This window comes from Actinomadura sp. NEAU-AAG7 (assembly GCF_018603865.1).
Lineage (GTDB): Bacteria > Actinomycetota > Actinomycetes > Streptosporangiales > Streptosporangiaceae > Spirillospora > Spirillospora litoris.
Genome location: NZ_JAHFZY010000007.1, coordinates 279,525 through 295,983 on the forward strand (window position 1 = coordinate 279,525; position 16,459 = coordinate 295,983).

Consider the following 16,459-nt stretch of genomic DNA (forward strand, 5'->3'; position numbering starts at 1 on the left):
TGGATTGCGAACCCGCCGGTCACGGCGCCGAAGCGCCTCCACGTCCCCCAAGGAGCCGAGATGCCCGACCCCCGGCCTCGATGGTCCACGCGACACCGCCGCCGGGTCGGCGCGTGGACGGCCGTCCCCTTGCTGCTCGGAACCGCGGCCGCGTGCGGCGGCGGATCCGAATCGGCCGCCGCGGGCGGCGACCTGACCTTCGCCGCCAGCATCGAGCCGGACTGCCTCGACCCGCAGATGAGCGGCCTCGACGTCACGGCCGTCATCGTCCGGGGCGTCTTCGACTCCCTGGTCTCCATGACCTCGGACGGTAGGTTCCATCCCTGGCTGGCCCAGCGCTGGACGGTCTCCAAGGACGCCAAAACCTACACGTTCGACCTTCGGCCCGGCGTCAAGTTCCATGACGGGACGCCCCTGGACGCCACCGCCGTGAAGGCGACGCTCGACCACGCGGTCGACCCGAAGACCAAGTCGCGGTACGCCGCCAGCCTGCTCCGGTCCTACGCCGGGGCCAGGGCCGTCGACGCGGACACCGTCGAGGTCCGGCTGTCGCAGCCGGACGCCTCGTTCCTCCAGGCGATCAGCACCGCCTACCTCGGCGTCCAGTCACCCAAGGCGATCAGGGAGAACCCCGCCGGGCTGTGCGTGCGGCCCGTCGGCTCGGGGCCGTTCCGCTTCGGATCCTGGACGCGCAACAAGAACATCACGCTGACCGCGAACCCCGGGTACGGCTGGGGGCCGGCCACCGCGGCGCACACCGGGCCCGCGCACCTGTCCCGGCTGTCGATCGCGTTCATCCCGGAGAACGCCGTCCGCCTCGGCGCGCTCACCAGCGGGCAGGCCGACGTCATCGACGATGTGCCGGCCATGTACGTCAAGAACGTCCGGGCGTCGGGCAAGCTGCGGCTGCTGCGCGCCGAACAGACCGGCGCGGTGTTCTCCGTCTTCCCCAACACCACGCACGGCCCCCTGACGGACGAGCGGGTCCGCCTCGCGCTGATGCGCTCCATCGACCTCGACCGGTTGGTCCAGTCGGTCTACTTCGGCCAGTACAAGCGCGCCTGGAGCCTGCTCAGCCCATCGACCGTCGGCTACTCCCGCGCGACCGAGCGGACCTGGCCGTACGATCCGGCGCTGAGCGCCAAGCTGCTCGACGCGGCGGGCTGGACGGCCCGGGACTCGGAGGGCTACCGGACCAAGGCCGGGCGGCGGCTGACCCTGCGCTGGCCCTACCTGCCCAAGCTCATGCGGGACCGGCGCGACGTCCTGGCCCAGGGCGTCCAGGCGCAGGCCAAGCAGGCGGGGATCCACATCGACCTGGTCGGCGAGGACGGCGGGGCGCTGGCCAAGGACATCCTCACCGGCAGCACGATGGACCTGTACTCGACGGGGTTCGTCCGGGCCGAGCCCGACATCCTGCGGTACTTCTTCGCGGCGGCCTGGCCTCCGGCCAAGGGCGGCGGCAACTTCTTCCACCTGAACGACCCCGAGCTGGACGGCTGGCTGCGCGCCGCGACCGCCACCACCGACCCCGCCGCACGCGCCGGGTACTACGCCAAGATCCAGGACCGCATCCTGCGGCGCGGGCTGGCCATCCCGACCTACGTCCCCGCGCGCCTGGTCGGCACCGGCGCGCACATCAAGGGCCTCGGCTTCGACGCCAACGGCTACCCGCTGTTCTACGACGCGCGCGCCACACGGAAGGGAGAGTCGTGACCGCCGCGCGGTGGCTGGTCCGGCGGCTGCTGCTCACGGTCGTGGTGATGCTGGGAGCGGCGACGGTCGCGTTCGCCGGGCTCCAGCTCACCCCCGGGGACCCGGCCCGCGTCATCCTCGGCTCCACGACCCCGAGCCCGGAACAGGTCGAGCAGGTACGCCACGAGTTGGCCTTCGACCGGCCCGTGCCCGTCCAGTACGGGCTGTTCATCGGCCGCCTGGCCAAGGGCGACCTCGGCCGCTCGTACCAGCTCAGGGAGCCGGTCGGGGAGCTGATCGGCGACCAGGCGTGGTCCTCGGCCCTGCTCGCCCTCACCGGCTTCGCGGTCGCGCTCACGGCGGCGACGGTGCTCGCCGTGGCGACCGCCGGGAGACGGCCGGCACTGCGGCGCCTCTCGATGGGGCTGGAACTGATCGCCATCTCCACCCCGGGGTTCTGGGTCGGGGCGCTGCTGCTCACCTTCTTCGCCTTCCGCTGGCACCTCTTCCCCGTCGCGGGAGGGTCGGGGCCGGAGGCGCTCGTCCTTCCTTCAGCCACTCTCGCGCTGGGCCTGGTCGGCGTGTACGCGCAGGTGATGCGCGAGGGAATGGAACGCGCCCTGGACGAGCCGTTCGTGCTCACCGCCCGCGCTCGCGGCGGCGGGGAGACCTCGGTCCGCCTCAGGCACGCGCTGCGGCACGCCCTCATCCCGCTGATCACGATCTCGGGATGGAGCGTGGGCGCGCTGCTCAGCGGGGCCGTGGTGGTCGAGACCATCTTCAGCCGCCAGGGCATCGGAAGGGTCATGGCGGCGGCCATCGCCAGCCGCGACCTGCCGGTGGTCACCGGCGTGATCCTCCTGTCGGCACTGGCGTTCTCACTGATCAACATGGCAGTCGACGGCCTCTACCGGATCGTCGACCCGAGGCTGAGGGAGTCGGCCCTGTGACGGAACGGATCCTGACCGCGGCGGAGGTTCTCACCGGCACCCCGGGAGAGGTGATCCCGGACGGGGCGGTCCTCATCCGCGACGGGCTCATCGAGGACGTGGGGCCCGCCGCCGACGTGACCGCCCGCGCGGCGGCCGGGACGCCCCGGGCGTCCTTCCCGGGCGCCCGCATCCTGCCCGGCCTGATCGACGTCCACGTCCACCTGGTGTTCGACGGCGGCGACGACCCGGTGGGCGCCCTGGCGGCCACCGACGACGCCACCCTGACGCTGGACGTCGCCGAACGGGCCCGGCGGCTGCTGGACGTGGGCGTCACGACGGTCCGCGACCTCGGCGACCGGGGCGGCATCGCGGCGCGGCTGCGCGACGCGGTCAACGCCGGGACGATCCCGGGCCCCCGCGTCCTCACCTCCGGCACGCCGATCACGGTGACCGGCGGGCACTGCTCGTTCCTCGGCGGGCAGGCCGACGGCGCGGAGCAGGTGCGCGCCCTGGTGCGGCGGCTGGCCGAGGACGGCGTGGACGTCATCAAGATGATGGTGACGGGCGGGCACCTCACCGAAGGCGGCCCGTCGAGCTGGGAACTCCAGTACACCGCCGAGGAGGTCGGGGCCGCCGTCGAGGAGGCGAGCCGCTTCGGCCTGCGGGTGGCGGCCCACGTGCACAGCAGGGAGGGCGTCGAGATCGCGCTGGCGGCGGGGGCGCACACGCTGGAGCACTGCACGCTCCTGACCGAGGCGGGCCCGGCGGCGGGCCCCGACGCCGACGAGAAGCTGATCCGGACCATCGCGGAGAAGGGCGTCTTCGTCTGCCCGACCTTCCACGGGGGCATGGGGGCGCTGGAGGCCCGGTTCGGCGCGGACGTCCTGCGTCCCTGGCTGGACATCCGCCGCCACCAGCACGAGCAGGGGGTCCGGCTGGTCGCCGGGACGGACGCGGGGATCACCGGCGTGCAGGTCGAGGAGTACGCCGAGGGGCTGCGCTGGCTCGGACGCGCCGGGCTGCCCGCCGACGCGGTCATCGCGATGGCCACCTCCGTCGCGGCCGACGCCCTGGACCTCGGCGGCAGGACGGGCCGGCTGCGCCCCGGCCTGGACGCCGACCTCATCGTCGTCGACGGCGACCCTCTCGCCGACCTGTCGGTGCTGCGGCACCCACGGCTGGTGGTCGCGCGCGGCCGGTTCCACCTCCCGCGTGCCGAGGAAAGCCTGCCATGGGAATGAGCGCACTGTCCCGCACCGCGTGGACGGCGGTCCCGCCGCGCCGTCGGTGGGCCTGGACGGCGGGACCGGGGGTGTGCGCCGCGGCCGCGGTGCTCGCGCTCATAGCGGTCGCCGTCCTCTGGCCGGACCTGCTCGCCACCCACCCGCCGGACCAGGGCGGCACGGTCGACGTGCTCGCCCCGCCCAGCCTCGACCACCCCTTCGGCACCGACCAGCTCGGCCGGGACGTCTACAGCCGCGTCGTCCACGGCGCGCGGCCGTCCTTGACGATCGGGCTGGGCGCCACCGCCATCGCCGTCCTCGCCGGGTCGCTCCTCGGGATGCTCGCCGCGGCCGGCGGCCGGATCGCGGACGAGCTGATCATGCGCGTCTCGGACGTGTTCCTCGCCTTCCCCGGGCTGCTGCTCTCGCTGCTCGTCGTCGCGATCCTCGGGACGGGGACGGTCAACGCCACGCTGGCGATCGGGGCCTCCCTGACCCCCGGCTTCGTGCGGCTGGCCCGCGGGCAGGCGCTGGTCGTGCGGAACTCCGACTACGTCCGCACCGCGATCACGCTGGGGCAGCGGCGGGCGGCCATCCTGCGCCGCCACGTGCTCCCCAACGCCCTGCCCCCGCTGCTCGTGCTCGCGATGATCAACGTGGGGACCGCCATCATCGCCGGCTCCTCGCTGAGCTTCCTCGGCCTCGGGCCGAAGCCGCCGACCCCCGAGTGGGGCGCGATGCTGTCGGAGGGGCGCGACTTCCTGGGGATCGCGTGGACCATCGCGGTCTTCCCGGGACTGGCGCTCACCTCGACCGTCCTCGCCGTCAACGTCGTCGGCAGGTGGCTCCAGCGACGGTTCGAAGGGAGGCTCCCGAGTGCGGGGTGACAAGGGCACCGACCCGATGGACGCTCCTCCCGCGGAGGGGGGTGCCCTGCTCGCCGTCGAGAACCTCCGTGTCTCCTTCGGTTCCGGCGGGAGCCGCGTGGACGCCGTCCGCGGCGTGGGTTTCACGCTGCGGGCCCGGGAGTGCCTGGCCGTCGTCGGCGAGTCGGGCTCCGGCAAGAGCGTGACGGCGCGGGCGCTGCTCGGGCTCGCCGGGCCGGGCTCCTCGGTCGCGGCGGGACGGCTGGAACTGGAGGGCGAGGACCTGACCCGCGCGGGCGACCGCCGCTGGAGGGAACTGCGCGGGCGCCGGATCGGCATGGTCCTCCAGGACGCGCTGTCGTCGCTCGACCCCGTGCGGACGGTCGGCGCGGAGATCGGCGAGACGCTCCGCAACCACCGCACCGTCCCCCGGCAGGCCCGCCAGGATCGGGTGGTCTCGCTCCTCAAGCGGGTCCACGTGCCGGATCCCGGGCTGCGCGCCCGCCAGTACCCGCACCAGCTTTCGGGAGGGCTGCGGCAGCGCGCCCTCATCGCCTCGGCCGTGGCCGCCGACCCCGCCGTCCTCATCGCCGACGAGCCGACCACGGCGCTGGACGTGACCGTTCAGGCCCAGATACTCGACCTGCTGACGGCGATGAAGGCGGCCGGGACCGCCGTCCTGCTGATCAGCCACGACCTGTCGGTCGTGGCCAGGTTCGCCGACCGCATCGCCGTCATGTACCAGGGCGCGTTCGTGGAGGAGGGACCCGCCGAGGACGTACTGGGGTCGCCGGCCCACCCGTACACGCGGCGGCTGCTCGCGGCGGTCCCCGGCGTCCGCCGCCGGGGCGCGCGGCTCGCGCCGTCCGAACCCGGCGGCGACCTCGCGGGCATCACCACGGCGTGCGGCTACGCGCCCCGGTGCCCGCTGGCGGAGGCGCGATGCCGCGAGCATGTCCCGCCCCTGGTGGCGATCGGGCCCGCCCATGGTGCCCGGTGCTGGCGGACGGACGACGAGGAACCCGTCCAGACGCTCGACACGGCGGTCACCGGCCGCGGGCGCCGCGACGAGGCGGTGATCGAGGTGAGCGGCCTCACCAAGGCGTTCCGCGGCCCGGACCGCCGCCACCGCCCCGCCGTGGAGGGCGTCTCGCTCACCGTGCACGCCGGGGAGACGCTCGGTGTCGTGGGCGAATCCGGGTCGGGCAAGAGCACGCTCGCCGCCCTGGTCATGGGACTGCTGGAACCGGACGAGGGAAGCGTGCGCTTCCTCGGGGAACCCTGGTCGCGCGTGCCCGAGCCGTCCCGGCGGTCCCGGCGCGGGCGGATCCAGCTCGTCCACCAGGATCCGCTCGCCTCCTTCGACCCCCGCTACACCGTCGAGCGCATCGTCGGGGAGGCGCTCGGCTCCCCCGGCAGGCGCGCCGTGCGGCGGCGCCGCGACCAGATCACCGAGCTGCTCCACCGGGTCGGCCTGGACCCGGCGCTGCTCACCCGGCATCCCCGCGAGCTGTCCGGTGGGCAGCGCCAGCGGGTGGCCATCGCCCGCGCCCTCGCGCCCGGGCCGGACGCGATCGTGTGCGACGAGCCGGTCTCCGCCCTCGACGTGTCGGTGCAGGCGCAGATCCTCGACCTGTTCGTCGACCTGCGGGACGAGCTGGACGTCGCGCTGCTGTTCATCTCGCACGACCTCGGCGTGATCCACCACATCAGCGACCGGGTGATCGTGATGCGGGAGGCCGTGGTCGTGGAGGCGGGGCCGGTCGAGCAGATCTTCCGGGACCCGCGGCACGACTACACGCGCTCCCTCCTGGCAGCCGTCCCGCGACCGGAGGCCCGCACGGACACCACACCGACGCACTGAGCCGGATGCGAACGCCGCCGGGCTCGTGGAGCCGTCAAGGGCGCGACGTGGGGCCCGCACGCGGGCGCGGCGGCCCGGCGGGCGCGGTCAGGTACCCGGTCAGCACCTCGGCGACCGCGTCCAGATGGTCCTCAAGGTAGAAGTGGCCGCCGGGGAAGACCCGCACGTCCACGGGGATCGCCGAATGGGCGGCCCAGGCGCGGGCCTCCTCGATCGTCGTCAGCGGATCGGCGTCGCCGACCAGGACCACGATCGGGCAGCCCGGTTCGGGGCCGGGCGGGCGGCGGTACCGCTCGATCGCGGTGTAGTCCGCGCGCACCACCGGCAGGATGAGCTCGCGCAGCTCCGGGTCCCGCAGCAGCCGGGAGTCGGTGCCGCTCAGCCGCTCCAGCTCGGCCAGCACACGCTCGTCGTCCCCGGCGTGCACGTTCTCCGGACGCACCCGCGAGGGCGCCCGCCGCCCGGACACGAACAGCGTGTGCGGCCGGGTCCCCGACCGGTGCTCCAGGAGCCGGGCCACCTCGTAGGCGACAGTCGCCCCCATGCTGTGCCCGAACAGGGCGAGCGGGCGGTCCGCCGGCTCGCCGCCCAGCGCCTCGGCGACGTGCCCGGCCAGGGCGGCGATGTCGGTGACGGGCGGCTCCCGGCGCCGGTCCTGGCGCCCCGGGTACTGCACGGCGAGCACCTCGACCTCGGGCGCGAGCCACGCGGACAGCGCGTGGTAGCCGCTCGCGGAGCCCCCCGCGTGGGGGAGACACGCGAGCCGCACCCGCGCCTCCGGCGCGGGATGGTAGCGCCGCAGCCACAGCTCCCCGGCACCGCTCATACGGCGGGCCGGACGTCGAGGACGTCGGCCGCCGCCAGAACGGACCGTTGCATCTCGCGCAGGTGCCTACCGGGCTCCAGGCCCAGTTCCTTGTTCAGGGCGGCGCGGGCGGACTGATACACCGCCAGCGCGTCGGCCCGGCGCTCGGACCGGTACAGCGCGAGCATGAGCTGCCGGTAGAACGCCTCGTGCAGGGGATGGTCCTGGATGAGCTCGTGCAGCAGGCTGACCATCTCACGGTGGCGGCCCAGCCGCAGGTTCGTCTCCACGAGCATCTCGTGGCACTCCAACCGCACCTCGTCCAGCCATATCGCGAACCCATTGATGATCGGCCCCTCCCGCAGCTCGCTCAGCGCCGGCCCCCGCCACAGGCCGAGGGCGGACTCGAACGCCCTGCTCGCGAGCTCATACTCGTCCCGCCGCATGTGCTGGCGGCCTTCGCGGACGAGGCGCTGGAACTCGTGCAGATCCAGTTCGTCCGACCCGGTGCGCAGAACGTAACCCGGGGTGCGGGTGACGATGGGACCCGCGGTACCCGTCCGCCCGGTCAGCAGCTTGCGCAGCTGGGACACGTACACGTACAACGCCGCGGTGGCGCGCCGCGGCCGGGAGCCGCCCCACATCTCGGTGACGAGCTGATCGACCGACACCACCTGGTCCGCCCGGATGAGGAGCGCCGCCAGGACGACCTCCATCTTGGGAGCGGTGACCGCCAGACTCTTCCCGCCGTCGGTCACAGAAAGAGAGCCAAGCACCTCGTATCGCAAGTCTCCTCCGTAGGACGAGCCCACATCCGGCGACACCGGACCACCGAATCGGAGCACCAGGATTACAGGGGGGAGGGAGACTTTCGTCAGAGAAAATACGTAAATCAAACATAAGCAATGCTACGGATGGCCGCCACCGGCCGCCCTAAGGCCGTCTTTAGCTCTCCGGCCGACCATGGCGGAAGGCTACCGCTGACGACCCCCGCGGAGGACGACGATGGCGGCCAACGGTATCAGGCCCCTGAACGGGTCGTGTCGTGCCCTGCCGTGGCCCCCGTCCACCGCCTCGGCACCCACGACGCCGCGGCCCGCTTGTACCACCGGGGTCAGTACGGACGGCTCGCGGCGGCCGACGTCCCGAGCCGCGACATCCCCCTGTGAATCCGTCCCGCAACCAGGAGGTCCGATGCACAGCGCCCGAAGCGACGCGTCCGTCCGCGACACGGTCGAGGTCACCCTCGTCGGCGGCCCGCTGGAAGCCCCGGAACGCGCACGCGTCCCTCTCACGACAGTGCGCGAACGCAAGGTCAAGGTCCCGCGCCACGGCGGTTACGAACACTACGAGCTGGTCGACGCGAAGGACGGCGCGAGCGACACCGTCTTCGAATGGACCATGCGCACGACGATTGCCGAATAGACGTCCCCAGCCCATGAGGCCGAACCGCCCGCGAGGACGCGCACAGGAGGGTATGAAACGAAAGCGAGAACACTGTTCTGATAGGGGACCAGCGGACTCCTGATATGGGAAACCGGTACCGGCCGGCGTCCGGGGCCGCCCGCGAATTGGTCACGGTCCGGACCCGCTCAGCGAACGGATGGTCACCCCGTACCGGACAGGCTCACGCCGCACGCGCGGCTGGCGTTCGTCAACGACGAACAGACCCTTCCACGGGTCAGTCCGCGATCGGGACCGCTGCGGGGCGCCACCCCAGGGCGGGGGCCACCAGGGCGCGGGCGTCGTGCAGGATCTGGCGGTAGTCGTGCTCGCTGAACTCGTAGGGCAGTTCAAGGCGCAGCTCGGTCACCTCGGCCGCGGCGATGTCGGCGCGCAGCCGGTCGACGATCTCCTCGGACGGGCCGACGAGGTCGGGAGCGAAACGGACGCGCTGCTCGCCGTGGACGGTGAGCGTGCGCTCGTGCCTGCTCGCCTCGTACTCGCGGTAGCGCTGGCGGGTCGCCGCGGCCGCGCCGTCGAACGGGACGATCACCCTGCCGAGCGCGACCCTGCCGGGACGTCCGGGCGGCAGCAGATCCCGGTACAGGGCGATCTGCTCGCGCTGCTGGTCGGCATGGGCGTCGGGGCCTTCGCCCTGGACGATGTTGCCGGTCAGCAGGTTCAGCCCGTTCCGCGCCGCCCAGCGGACCGAGCGCGGGCTGGTGCCGCCCAGCCAGGAACGGTCGAGGAGGCCGGGGCTGTGCGGCTGGAGCCGAGGGCGCTGCACGGCGCCCGGGGAGCGGATGACGGTGTCGGGCCCGCCGAGGTACTCGCCGCGCAGGTTCTCCAGGACCCTGCCGATGCGCCCGTAGGACAGGTCGTACTCGCGCCAGTCACCGTCGTGGACGAGGTCCGCGAGCAGCGCGGCGTGCGGCATCCCGGTGCTGAACCCGGCCTGGAGCCGTCCCCGCGACAGGACGTCCACGGTCGCCAGGTCTTCGGCGAGGCGGAACGGGTTCTCGTAGCCGATCGGGATGACGCCGGTACCGAGCTCGATCCGGTGGGTGCGCTGCGTGGCGGCGGACAGGAACACGGCGGCGGACGAGACGCCGTGCTCCAGGTGCCGCTGCCGGATCCACGCGCCGTCGTAGCCCTCGGCCTCGCCGTACTCGAAGAGCCGGAGCGTCGCCTCCAGCCCGGAGTAGGGGTCGTCGTCGGGGTAGTTGCCGGGCGTCAGGAAGGACAGCGAGGAGATCGGCATGTCAGGCGCGCTCGTACGGGATCTTCTCGCCCGCCTCCACGGCCACCGGCAGCCGGTTCTCCGGCGGCGGCAGCGGGCAGGTGGCGAGGTCGGTGTAGGCGCAGGGCAGGTTGGTGGCGCGGTTGAAGTCGAGCGTGACCACGCCGTCCGGGCCCGGGGACAGGCGCAGGGACCGGTTCGCGGCGTAGGTGGTGACGCCGGACGTCGCGTCGGTGAACAGCACGGTCAGGCTGCCGGGCTCGTGACCGGGGAAGACGGTGAGGCTCAGCTCGTACCCGTCCAGCTCGAACCGGACGCTGCCGGGGGCGTCGTAGACGTGTTCGATGCCGTCCACGACGGCGCCGACCGCGGTGGGGCGCGGCACGTCGAACGGGACGTAGCGCCCGGTCACCGCCCAGCGCGGGTCCGGCTCGTAGGCGGGCGTGCCGCGGAAGGACGTACGCAGCGGGTTGCCTGGATGGCGGGGACGGACGACGTCGTACCCGCCGCGCCTGGCCACCTCGATCACCGCGTCGCCCCAGCGAGCGAACACGCCGCCGCGTTCCGGGATGACGCCGAAGTGGTGTTCGCCGCGCACGGTCTCGCCGTCCACGACGAGTTCCTCCCCTTCGTCCAAGACGACGACGGGGCCGCCAGGGCCGGTGGTCCAGGAGCCGGGTCCATCGGTGAAGGTCTGCGGCTCGGCGTCCAGCCAGTGCAGGCCGGTGATGGCGAGAAAGCCGTGCTCGTCGGCCAGCTGTTCCTCGTGGGCGGCGTGCCATGCGCGCCACTGTTCGGCGAACGCCTCGGTCTCGGCGGACGCCGTGCTGTGAACGGTCATCACGAATCCTCCGTTGCCTGTGCCCGCCGCCCCGGAATGGCGGCGAGCAGTTCACGCGTGTAGTCGTGGGACGGGCTGCCGAAGATGTCGGCGACCGGCCCCTGCTCCACGGCCCGCCCGTCCATCATGACCACGACCGTGTGCGCGATCTGCCGGACGACGGCCAGATCGTGGGAGATGAACAGGTACGCGACGCCCATGCGGGCCAGTGGTTCCGCGAGCAGTTCCAGCACCGGGGCCTGCACCGACACGTCCAGGGCGGAGACCGGCTCGTCGCACCCCACCAGGGCGGGTTCGAGCGCGAGGGCGCGGGCGATCGCGACCCGCTGCCGCCGGCCGCCCGACGGCTCGGCGGGCCTGCGGCCCAGCACGGCGGACGGGAGCGCCACGCGGTCGAGCAGCTCCCTCGCCCGCGCGGCACGGTCACCGACCCGGAACGCGCGCGACGGCTCGGTGATGATCTCCGCGATCGAGAACCGGGGGTCGAGCGAGGCGTACGGGTTCTGGTACACGAGCTGGGCGCGACGCCGGAACGCGCGCGGCGCCGCGCCCTTCGCGGCGGTGACGTCCTGGCCGTCGGCGACGATCCGTCCCGACGTCGGCTGGACGAGCCGCAGCAGCAGGCGGGCCGTCGTCGACTTTCCCGATCCCGATTCGCCGACCAGGCCGAGGGTCCGTCCCCGGTGGACGGCGAGGCTGACGTCGTTCACCGCGCGGACGGACCACGGGACGCCCCCGCCGGTGCGCGGGAGCGGGAACTCCTTGACGAGGTGCTCGACCGACGCCCTCGGGCGCCGCTCGTCAACGACCGTCATCCCCGCGTCCCGCTCAGGTACCCGATGCCCAGGGTGGCGAGCGGGCCGAGGCGGGGGATGGCGTCGTTGCTGCCCACCTGCTGCGGGTCGACGCAGCCCGCTACCGACGGCGAAGGTGAGCGTTCCCCCGCCCTTCGGCGTGCCGGACCCGTCGCCCGCGGCGCCGGCCAGCACGGCCGCGGATGCCGCGAGCTTCGATGTTCCCACTGAATGGCCCTCCCTTGGTCGTGCCCCGTGGGCGGTGGAACGCTATCCGATAATATCTATCCAAAAAGTAGGAAATATCTCGGCGCTGGTCAACGCGGCGTCGCCCCCCGAGCCCGCCGCCGGTGCCCGACCGGGCCCGGCTTCCAGGCGTCAGCCAGCGGTTCGGTGGACCTACCGGCGACCGCAGAGAGGGTCCGCCGGGCAGACTGCCACGCCGAAACCCGGAGTCCGGGCGGGGATCACCTGCCCGGGCTCCGGCAAGCAGGCGCGGTTCAGCGGTGGAGGACAACCGGCCCGATCGCCGGATACACCACCGCCGCGCTCCCGTTGATCGCCAACGCACGCGCCGCCCTGGCAGCCGTCGCCGCCGTCCTGGACATCAGCGCCGACACCGCCGCCCGCCACTACCACTCCTGAGCACTCAACCGACGTCCCGAGCGCTAGATGTACTTGGCCATGATCTTGGTGACACCTGACCGGTAGGTGTTTGATCAGTAAGAAGACCTCCGGGCGTAGTGGAGTTGCTCGCTTCACCGGCACCGGAGGTCTTCGATGGGCACGCTAACGCCCGACTGGCGTCTCATGGCAGATGCCTGCTGGTTCGCCGTGTCGTGTTCGACCGGCGTCCGGTCGCGCTGGTGGCCGCCGAACTCGGGGTGTCGCGTCAGTGTGCGCATCGGTGAGTGCGCCGGTACCGCGGCCAGGGCTGGGACGGGTTGGCCGAGCGTCGCAGTGGTCCCCGCGCATGCCCGTCCCGGACGCCGGCACAGGTCGAGGAGCGGGTGCCGGCCGCCCGCCGCGAGCTACGCGCTGGGCCTGACCACATCGCGGTGGCGACCGGGGTGCCGGTCCGGACCATTTAGGCCTTGACGACGAGAAACTCGATGACGCCTGGGCGCGCGCTGTTCACCGAGGACGCCCGTGTCGAGTTCCCGATGGCCCGGCACGAGGGCGTCGAGGGGCTGGCCGCCTGGCACCGGCAGGCCCTTGAGGTGTTCGCCCGCACTCAGCATCTCGACTCCCCCGCCGTCGTGGCTCTGCTCAGCGAGGAGCGGGCGGTGCTGCGCGCCAATCTCGTGTCCACCCACGTCCATCACCTGGACGAGGCCGACGAACCCCTCTTCGTCGCCGGCACCCTCGTTCATGGCGAGGCCCGGCACATCGGGCTGGGCCGGCGCCTGGCGGAACTGTCATGCCGCCTCGTCTGGTCGTCCGGCATGCCGCCCCGGCCGCGGGGGTGCGATGACCGCTCTGGCCGCGGCTTCTCAGGATCCGGGTCGCCCTCTGCCAGACGGCGGGTCCCCGCTGGATCACGCTTGAGGGCACTGCCAGCGTGAGCGACGACCCGGCGCGGGTCCTGGAGGGAACCTGGCGGTACGCCGAACGCTACAGGTCCCCACCGCCGGAACCGCCGGGCCTCGTGGTGATCGAGATCGAGGTCGACCGGGTCATGGGCCTGTTCTGAGGCGGGCGCCGCCCCCGGTCGGGGGCGCCGGAAGGCGCCTCCGGCACCCTCCCGCATTTCCGGCACCGGACTCGACCGACCGGATCGCCGGACGAGCACCTGACATGACCGGAAGAGCTCTGACGAAATTTGTCAGTGTCCTGCACTTGTGGTCGTTCACATTTCCCGGCTCTCCCGAAATACTGGAAAAAATCCAGCAAGAGGGGAAACCTGGACGACTTTCATGCCGACGTCATTATCGCCGGGGCCGGCCCCTCCGGACTCAGGCTGGCCGGTGAACTTTGGCTGGCCTGAGTGTCGGTAGTCGTTTTCGACAAGCTGACCGAGCCCATGCAGCGGTCCCGGCCCCTCGGTTTTTCGGCTCGCACGATCGAGGAGTTCGGCCAGCGCGGGCTGCTCGATGAATTCGGCGAAATCGAAACCATACCCATCGGTCATTTCGGCGGGCCGCCCATCGACTATCGCATCATCGAGCCCTGTGCTCCGCCGTGGAAGGCGCGGACGCCCTGTTCCTTTTACTGGCCGGCGATCTGCTCGGCGGCGGCGCGCCCGCGACCGAGGTGCTCGACGTGGCGGGGGCGGGCGGTGTGCGCCGCGTGGTGCTGCTCTCCTTCCAGATCCATGCCACCCGCCCGGACGCCCCCTCATACGCTCGGCTGCGGGAGTTCGAGGAGGCCGTACGGTCCTCCGGCCTTGACTGGACGATCCTGCGGGCGGGCGGCTTCGCCTCCAATGCCCACGCCTGGGCGGAGAGCGTCCGCCGGCAGCGGACGGTGGTCGCCCCCTTCGGCTCCGTGGCACTGCCGGTCGTGGACCCGGCGGACATCGCCGAGGCAGCCGCGATGGCGCTGCGCGACGAGGGCCACGCCGGGCAGACGTATGAGCTGACCGGCCCGACCGCCATCACACCGCGCTGCCAGGCCGCGGCACTCGGCGAGAAGGTGCGGTTCGTGGAGCTGACTCGCGAACAGGCGCGCGAGCACATGGCGCTGTTCATGCCCGAGCCTGTCATCGACGGCACCCTCGACATCCTGGCCGAGCCACGCCCCGAGGAGCAGCGGGGCAGCCCCGACATCGAGAAACTCCTCGGCCGTCCTGCGAACGCCTTCACGGACTGGGCGGCCCGCAACCGTCCACACCTTCAAGTAGCCGTCGCCGCCACACCGTAGACCCCGCCCCGGACCCCTGAAGCCCCCGTCGCGGGCCCGGGGCGGACATCGCCCGACGCAGGCTTCGGCCATCCGCTCGCTGGACCTGTTCCTAATCGGTTAGGCGACCAATCGGCACTCCCTGCCGGTCACCTGCCCAGAGGCCTACACACCCCGCCGCCCCGCGCAGGTCGGCGGGGTGTCGGGAACCTCCTGAACTCGACTCCCACTCACCGGCGATCGGAGTCCCGGGATCGGGCTGCGAAGATCAGCCGAGCGTGAACATCCCGACGCGGATACGGCGCCGGCTGGGAGGATGCGTCCCATGGAGGACTTGCGGGACGCCGAGCGCCGACTTCAGACCGCGCAGCTCGCTGGGGATGTCGAGGCGCTGGATCGGCTGCTGGATGATCGGCTGATCTTTACCTTCGGCGCGAACGTCCACACCAAGGCGGACGACTTGGAGCTGCACCGTACTCGGGCGCAGGTGGTGACGAGGGTGGCCGAGGAGGAGTTGACCGTGCTCGCCGATGGGCGCACCGGCGTGACGTGGTTTCTCGGCACCGTCGAAGGGACCCTCTCCGGGGCGCCGTTCGCGGCCAGGATGCGCTACACCCGTACCTGGCTGCACGACGAGACCCACGGCTGGCGAATCATCGCCGCGCACGCCAGCACGACCGATTGACATAGCCGACACGTCGCAGGGCGAACCGTCGCACAACGGTAGACGGCGGTAAGAGGCTGTGTTCGACCCATGCGGCGCTAGCCGTATCGAAAGCGCAGTGTCGGTCATGACGGTCTTGGGGGTGGGGCGCCGTCGACGGTGAGGATGGCATCCAGGATGAACAGCGCGTCCCGCAACGTGCCCGGGACCTCCGCACGCGCGGCACGTCGCCCGTGCGGGAAACGACCAAGGGGCTGGGCTTCTTCTTCATCTATGGCTCACGCTGACCTGAACGGCGCTCACGGCCCGGACGGGCTTCGACGCGGGGGCGTTGGACACCAGGTGAGCGCGTGTAACCAAGGGTGCGGCGCCTCCGGCCGGTTTCGGGCCGTGGGCCGGGGCGTTGCCGGTGGCGGCGAGGAAGACGACTGCGCCGAGCGCGGTGACGGCCGCACCGAGCATGGTGTGGAACCGGGCCCGCCGCAGTTGCGCACGCACGTGCCAAGCGTGCGTCAGCTCCATGACCCCCCTCGATCGCTGCTGGATCATCTCGACGGCGGTGCGGGCCTGCTCGATCTTGGCGCTGATGACCTCCCGCCGGGCGGGGTCCTGTTCGGTGGCCAGCGCGGCGGCGAGGTTCGCCGCGACGGTCCGGTGGAAGGCCAGCGCGGTGCGCAGGTCGGCCACGCTCGTCCCATAGGGGCCGTAGAAGGCCCCGGGCTCGCGGGCGATGCGTTCTCTCAGACCTTTCAGCTGCGGCTCTTGGTCCAGGGACGAGGGGAGGGTGAGGGGCGGGATCAGTGCGTCAGCAGTGTGCCAGATCGCCCAGCCCACCCCGAGCAGCCCGATGACCAGCCCCGTGTAGGCGAGGGCCGCGTCTGCGAAACCGTGGACTTTGCCCGCCGCCGTGAGCGGCCCGCCGCCGAGGAGGGCCGCGCCGACCGCCGCCGAGGCGGCCAGGATCCATTTCGCGGTCGCCCGCATGTCCTGGACGGAGTCCAGGGGCGCCGGTGGGCCGGAGGTTGCCGGCCTGAACTCGGGTGGCGGCGTCGGAAGGGTCACCGTTCGTGCTGCGCGCCCGGAGCGGCGTGCTTGAAGATCGGCATCGCCGCGAGCCCGTCGTCCTCGGGCGGCCGGTACGGCGCCCACGCGGTGCCGTCGAAAGCCTCCAGGGTGCCGTCGTCACGGAACCGGATCTCGCCTGGCTCCGGCCCTGGCTCCGCGTCGCTCATAGCTCTACGGTAACTGCTT

Annotated in this window: 18 protein-coding genes and 1 pseudogene; 11 read left to right on the forward strand and 8 right to left on the reverse strand. The window is 72.4% G+C overall.

Translation table 11 applies throughout. The features are described 5' to 3' along the window. Positions 1-60: 60 nt before the first annotated feature. From KLI87_RS30715 to KLI87_RS30735, 5 genes are read left to right on the forward strand one after another with little or no spacing between them, the layout of a single operon-like run. Positions 61-1,716: an ABC transporter substrate-binding protein gene (locus KLI87_RS30715; protein WP_214619848.1), complete on the forward strand. Its 1,656-nt coding sequence runs from the start codon at positions 61-63 to the stop codon at positions 1,714-1,716. After that, the gene (locus KLI87_RS30720) at positions 1,713-2,645 is read left to right on the forward strand and encodes an ABC transporter permease (protein WP_308166323.1); all 933 of its coding nucleotides are present in this window, start codon (positions 1,713-1,715) and stop codon (positions 2,643-2,645) included. The genes KLI87_RS30715 and KLI87_RS30720 overlap by 4 nt, the downstream gene beginning before the upstream one ends. Then, a complete protein-coding gene (locus tag KLI87_RS30725; protein ID WP_156218624.1) occupies positions 2,642-3,868 on the forward strand; it encodes an amidohydrolase family protein in 1,227 nt (408 codons plus the stop codon). The genes KLI87_RS30720 and KLI87_RS30725 overlap by 4 nt, the downstream gene beginning before the upstream one ends. Beyond that, on the forward strand, positions 3,865-4,737 hold the full coding sequence (locus KLI87_RS30730) for an ABC transporter permease (RefSeq protein WP_214619849.1): 873 nt from the start codon (positions 3,865-3,867) through the stop codon (positions 4,735-4,737). The genes KLI87_RS30725 and KLI87_RS30730 overlap by 4 nt, the downstream gene beginning before the upstream one ends. Then, the gene (locus tag KLI87_RS30735; RefSeq protein ID WP_214619850.1) at positions 4,727-6,580 is read left to right on the forward strand and encodes an ABC transporter ATP-binding protein; all 1,854 of its coding nucleotides are present in this window, start codon (positions 4,727-4,729) and stop codon (positions 6,578-6,580) included. Before KLI87_RS30730 ends, KLI87_RS30735 begins: the two co-directional genes overlap by 11 nt. Positions 6,581-6,614: 34 nt before the next feature. Here the strand turns inward: KLI87_RS30735 and KLI87_RS30740 are convergent, their stop codons facing one another. Then, positions 6,615-7,406 carry a thioesterase II family protein gene (locus tag KLI87_RS30740; RefSeq protein WP_214619851.1) on the reverse strand — a complete coding sequence of 264 codons (792 nt, stop codon included), beginning with the start codon at positions 7,404-7,406 and terminating at the stop codon, positions 6,615-6,617. Continuing rightward, complete coding sequence (locus tag KLI87_RS30745; RefSeq protein WP_214619852.1) at positions 7,403-8,143, reverse strand: AfsR/SARP family transcriptional regulator; 741 nt, start codon at positions 8,141-8,143, stop codon at positions 7,403-7,405. The genes KLI87_RS30740 and KLI87_RS30745 overlap by 4 nt, the downstream gene beginning before the upstream one ends. A gap of 436 nt (positions 8,144-8,579) precedes the next feature. Between KLI87_RS30745 and KLI87_RS30750 the strand changes: the two genes are divergently transcribed. Then, a complete protein-coding gene (locus KLI87_RS30750; protein WP_214619853.1) occupies positions 8,580-8,810 on the forward strand; it encodes a DUF5988 family protein in 231 nt (76 codons plus the stop codon). A 256-nt stretch (positions 8,811-9,066) separates the two neighbouring features. On the opposite strand, the gene KLI87_RS30755 is transcribed toward KLI87_RS30750, so the two are convergent. Genes KLI87_RS30755 through KLI87_RS30765 form a run of 3 tightly spaced genes read right to left on the reverse strand, consistent with a single transcriptional unit; the run spans position 9,067 to position 11,724 of the window. Next, on the reverse strand, positions 9,067-10,089 hold the full coding sequence (locus KLI87_RS30755; protein WP_214619854.1) for an LLM class flavin-dependent oxidoreductase: 1,023 nt from the start codon (positions 10,087-10,089) through the stop codon (positions 9,067-9,069). Position 10,090: 1 nt separating this feature from the next. Next, positions 10,091-10,909 (reverse strand): DUF1684 domain-containing protein, encoded by an 819-nt coding sequence (locus KLI87_RS30760; RefSeq protein WP_214619855.1) that lies wholly within the window; start codon positions 10,907-10,909, stop codon positions 10,091-10,093. Next, the gene (locus KLI87_RS30765; RefSeq protein WP_214619856.1) at positions 10,909-11,724 is read right to left on the reverse strand and encodes an ATP-binding cassette domain-containing protein; all 816 of its coding nucleotides are present in this window, start codon (positions 11,722-11,724) and stop codon (positions 10,909-10,911) included. Before KLI87_RS30765 ends, KLI87_RS30760 begins: the two co-directional genes overlap by 1 nt. Before the next feature lie 728 nt (positions 11,725-12,452). On the opposite strand from KLI87_RS30765, the pseudogene KLI87_RS40530 reads away from it, so the two are divergent. From KLI87_RS40530 to KLI87_RS41210, 3 genes and pseudogenes are all read left to right on the forward strand, one after another. After that, positions 12,453-12,791, forward strand: a pseudogene (locus tag KLI87_RS40530) (leucine zipper domain-containing protein); the annotation flags it as partial. Between the two features lie 24 nt (positions 12,792-12,815). Further along, positions 12,816-13,268: a nuclear transport factor 2 family protein gene (locus KLI87_RS30775; RefSeq protein ID WP_214619858.1), complete on the forward strand. Its 453-nt coding sequence runs from the start codon at positions 12,816-12,818 to the stop codon at positions 13,266-13,268. Continuing rightward, positions 13,265-13,396: a hypothetical protein gene (locus KLI87_RS41210; protein ID WP_284734237.1), complete on the forward strand. Its 132-nt coding sequence runs from the start codon at positions 13,265-13,267 to the stop codon at positions 13,394-13,396. Before KLI87_RS30775 ends, KLI87_RS41210 begins: the two co-directional genes overlap by 4 nt. Before the next feature lie 156 nt (positions 13,397-13,552). Here KLI87_RS41210 and KLI87_RS30780 read toward each other — a convergent pair whose 3' ends face one another. After that, on the reverse strand, positions 13,553-13,834 hold the full coding sequence (locus KLI87_RS30780) for a hypothetical protein (protein ID WP_214619859.1): 282 nt from the start codon (positions 13,832-13,834) through the stop codon (positions 13,553-13,555). A 50-nt stretch (positions 13,835-13,884) separates the two neighbouring features. Here KLI87_RS30780 and KLI87_RS30785 point away from each other — a divergent pair, with 50 nt between their 5' ends. Together KLI87_RS30785 and KLI87_RS30790 are read left to right on the forward strand one after the other, a co-directional pair. After that, positions 13,885-14,565 (forward strand): NAD(P)H-binding protein, encoded by a 681-nt coding sequence (locus tag KLI87_RS30785; RefSeq protein WP_374225490.1) that lies wholly within the window; start codon positions 13,885-13,887, stop codon positions 14,563-14,565. A gap of 304 nt (positions 14,566-14,869) precedes the next feature. Then, complete coding sequence (locus tag KLI87_RS30790) at positions 14,870-15,229, forward strand: nuclear transport factor 2 family protein (protein WP_214619860.1); 360 nt, start codon at positions 14,870-14,872, stop codon at positions 15,227-15,229. Between the two features lie 246 nt (positions 15,230-15,475). On the opposite strand, the gene KLI87_RS30795 is transcribed toward KLI87_RS30790, so the two are convergent. Both KLI87_RS30795 and KLI87_RS30800 read right to left on the reverse strand, forming a co-directional pair. Continuing rightward, the gene (locus KLI87_RS30795) at positions 15,476-16,192 is read right to left on the reverse strand and encodes a hypothetical protein (protein WP_214619861.1); all 717 of its coding nucleotides are present in this window, start codon (positions 16,190-16,192) and stop codon (positions 15,476-15,478) included. A gap of 74 nt (positions 16,193-16,266) precedes the next feature. Beyond that, a complete protein-coding gene (locus tag KLI87_RS30800) occupies positions 16,267-16,440 on the reverse strand; it encodes a hypothetical protein (protein WP_156218636.1) in 174 nt (57 codons plus the stop codon). Positions 16,441-16,459: the final 19 nt, after the last annotated feature.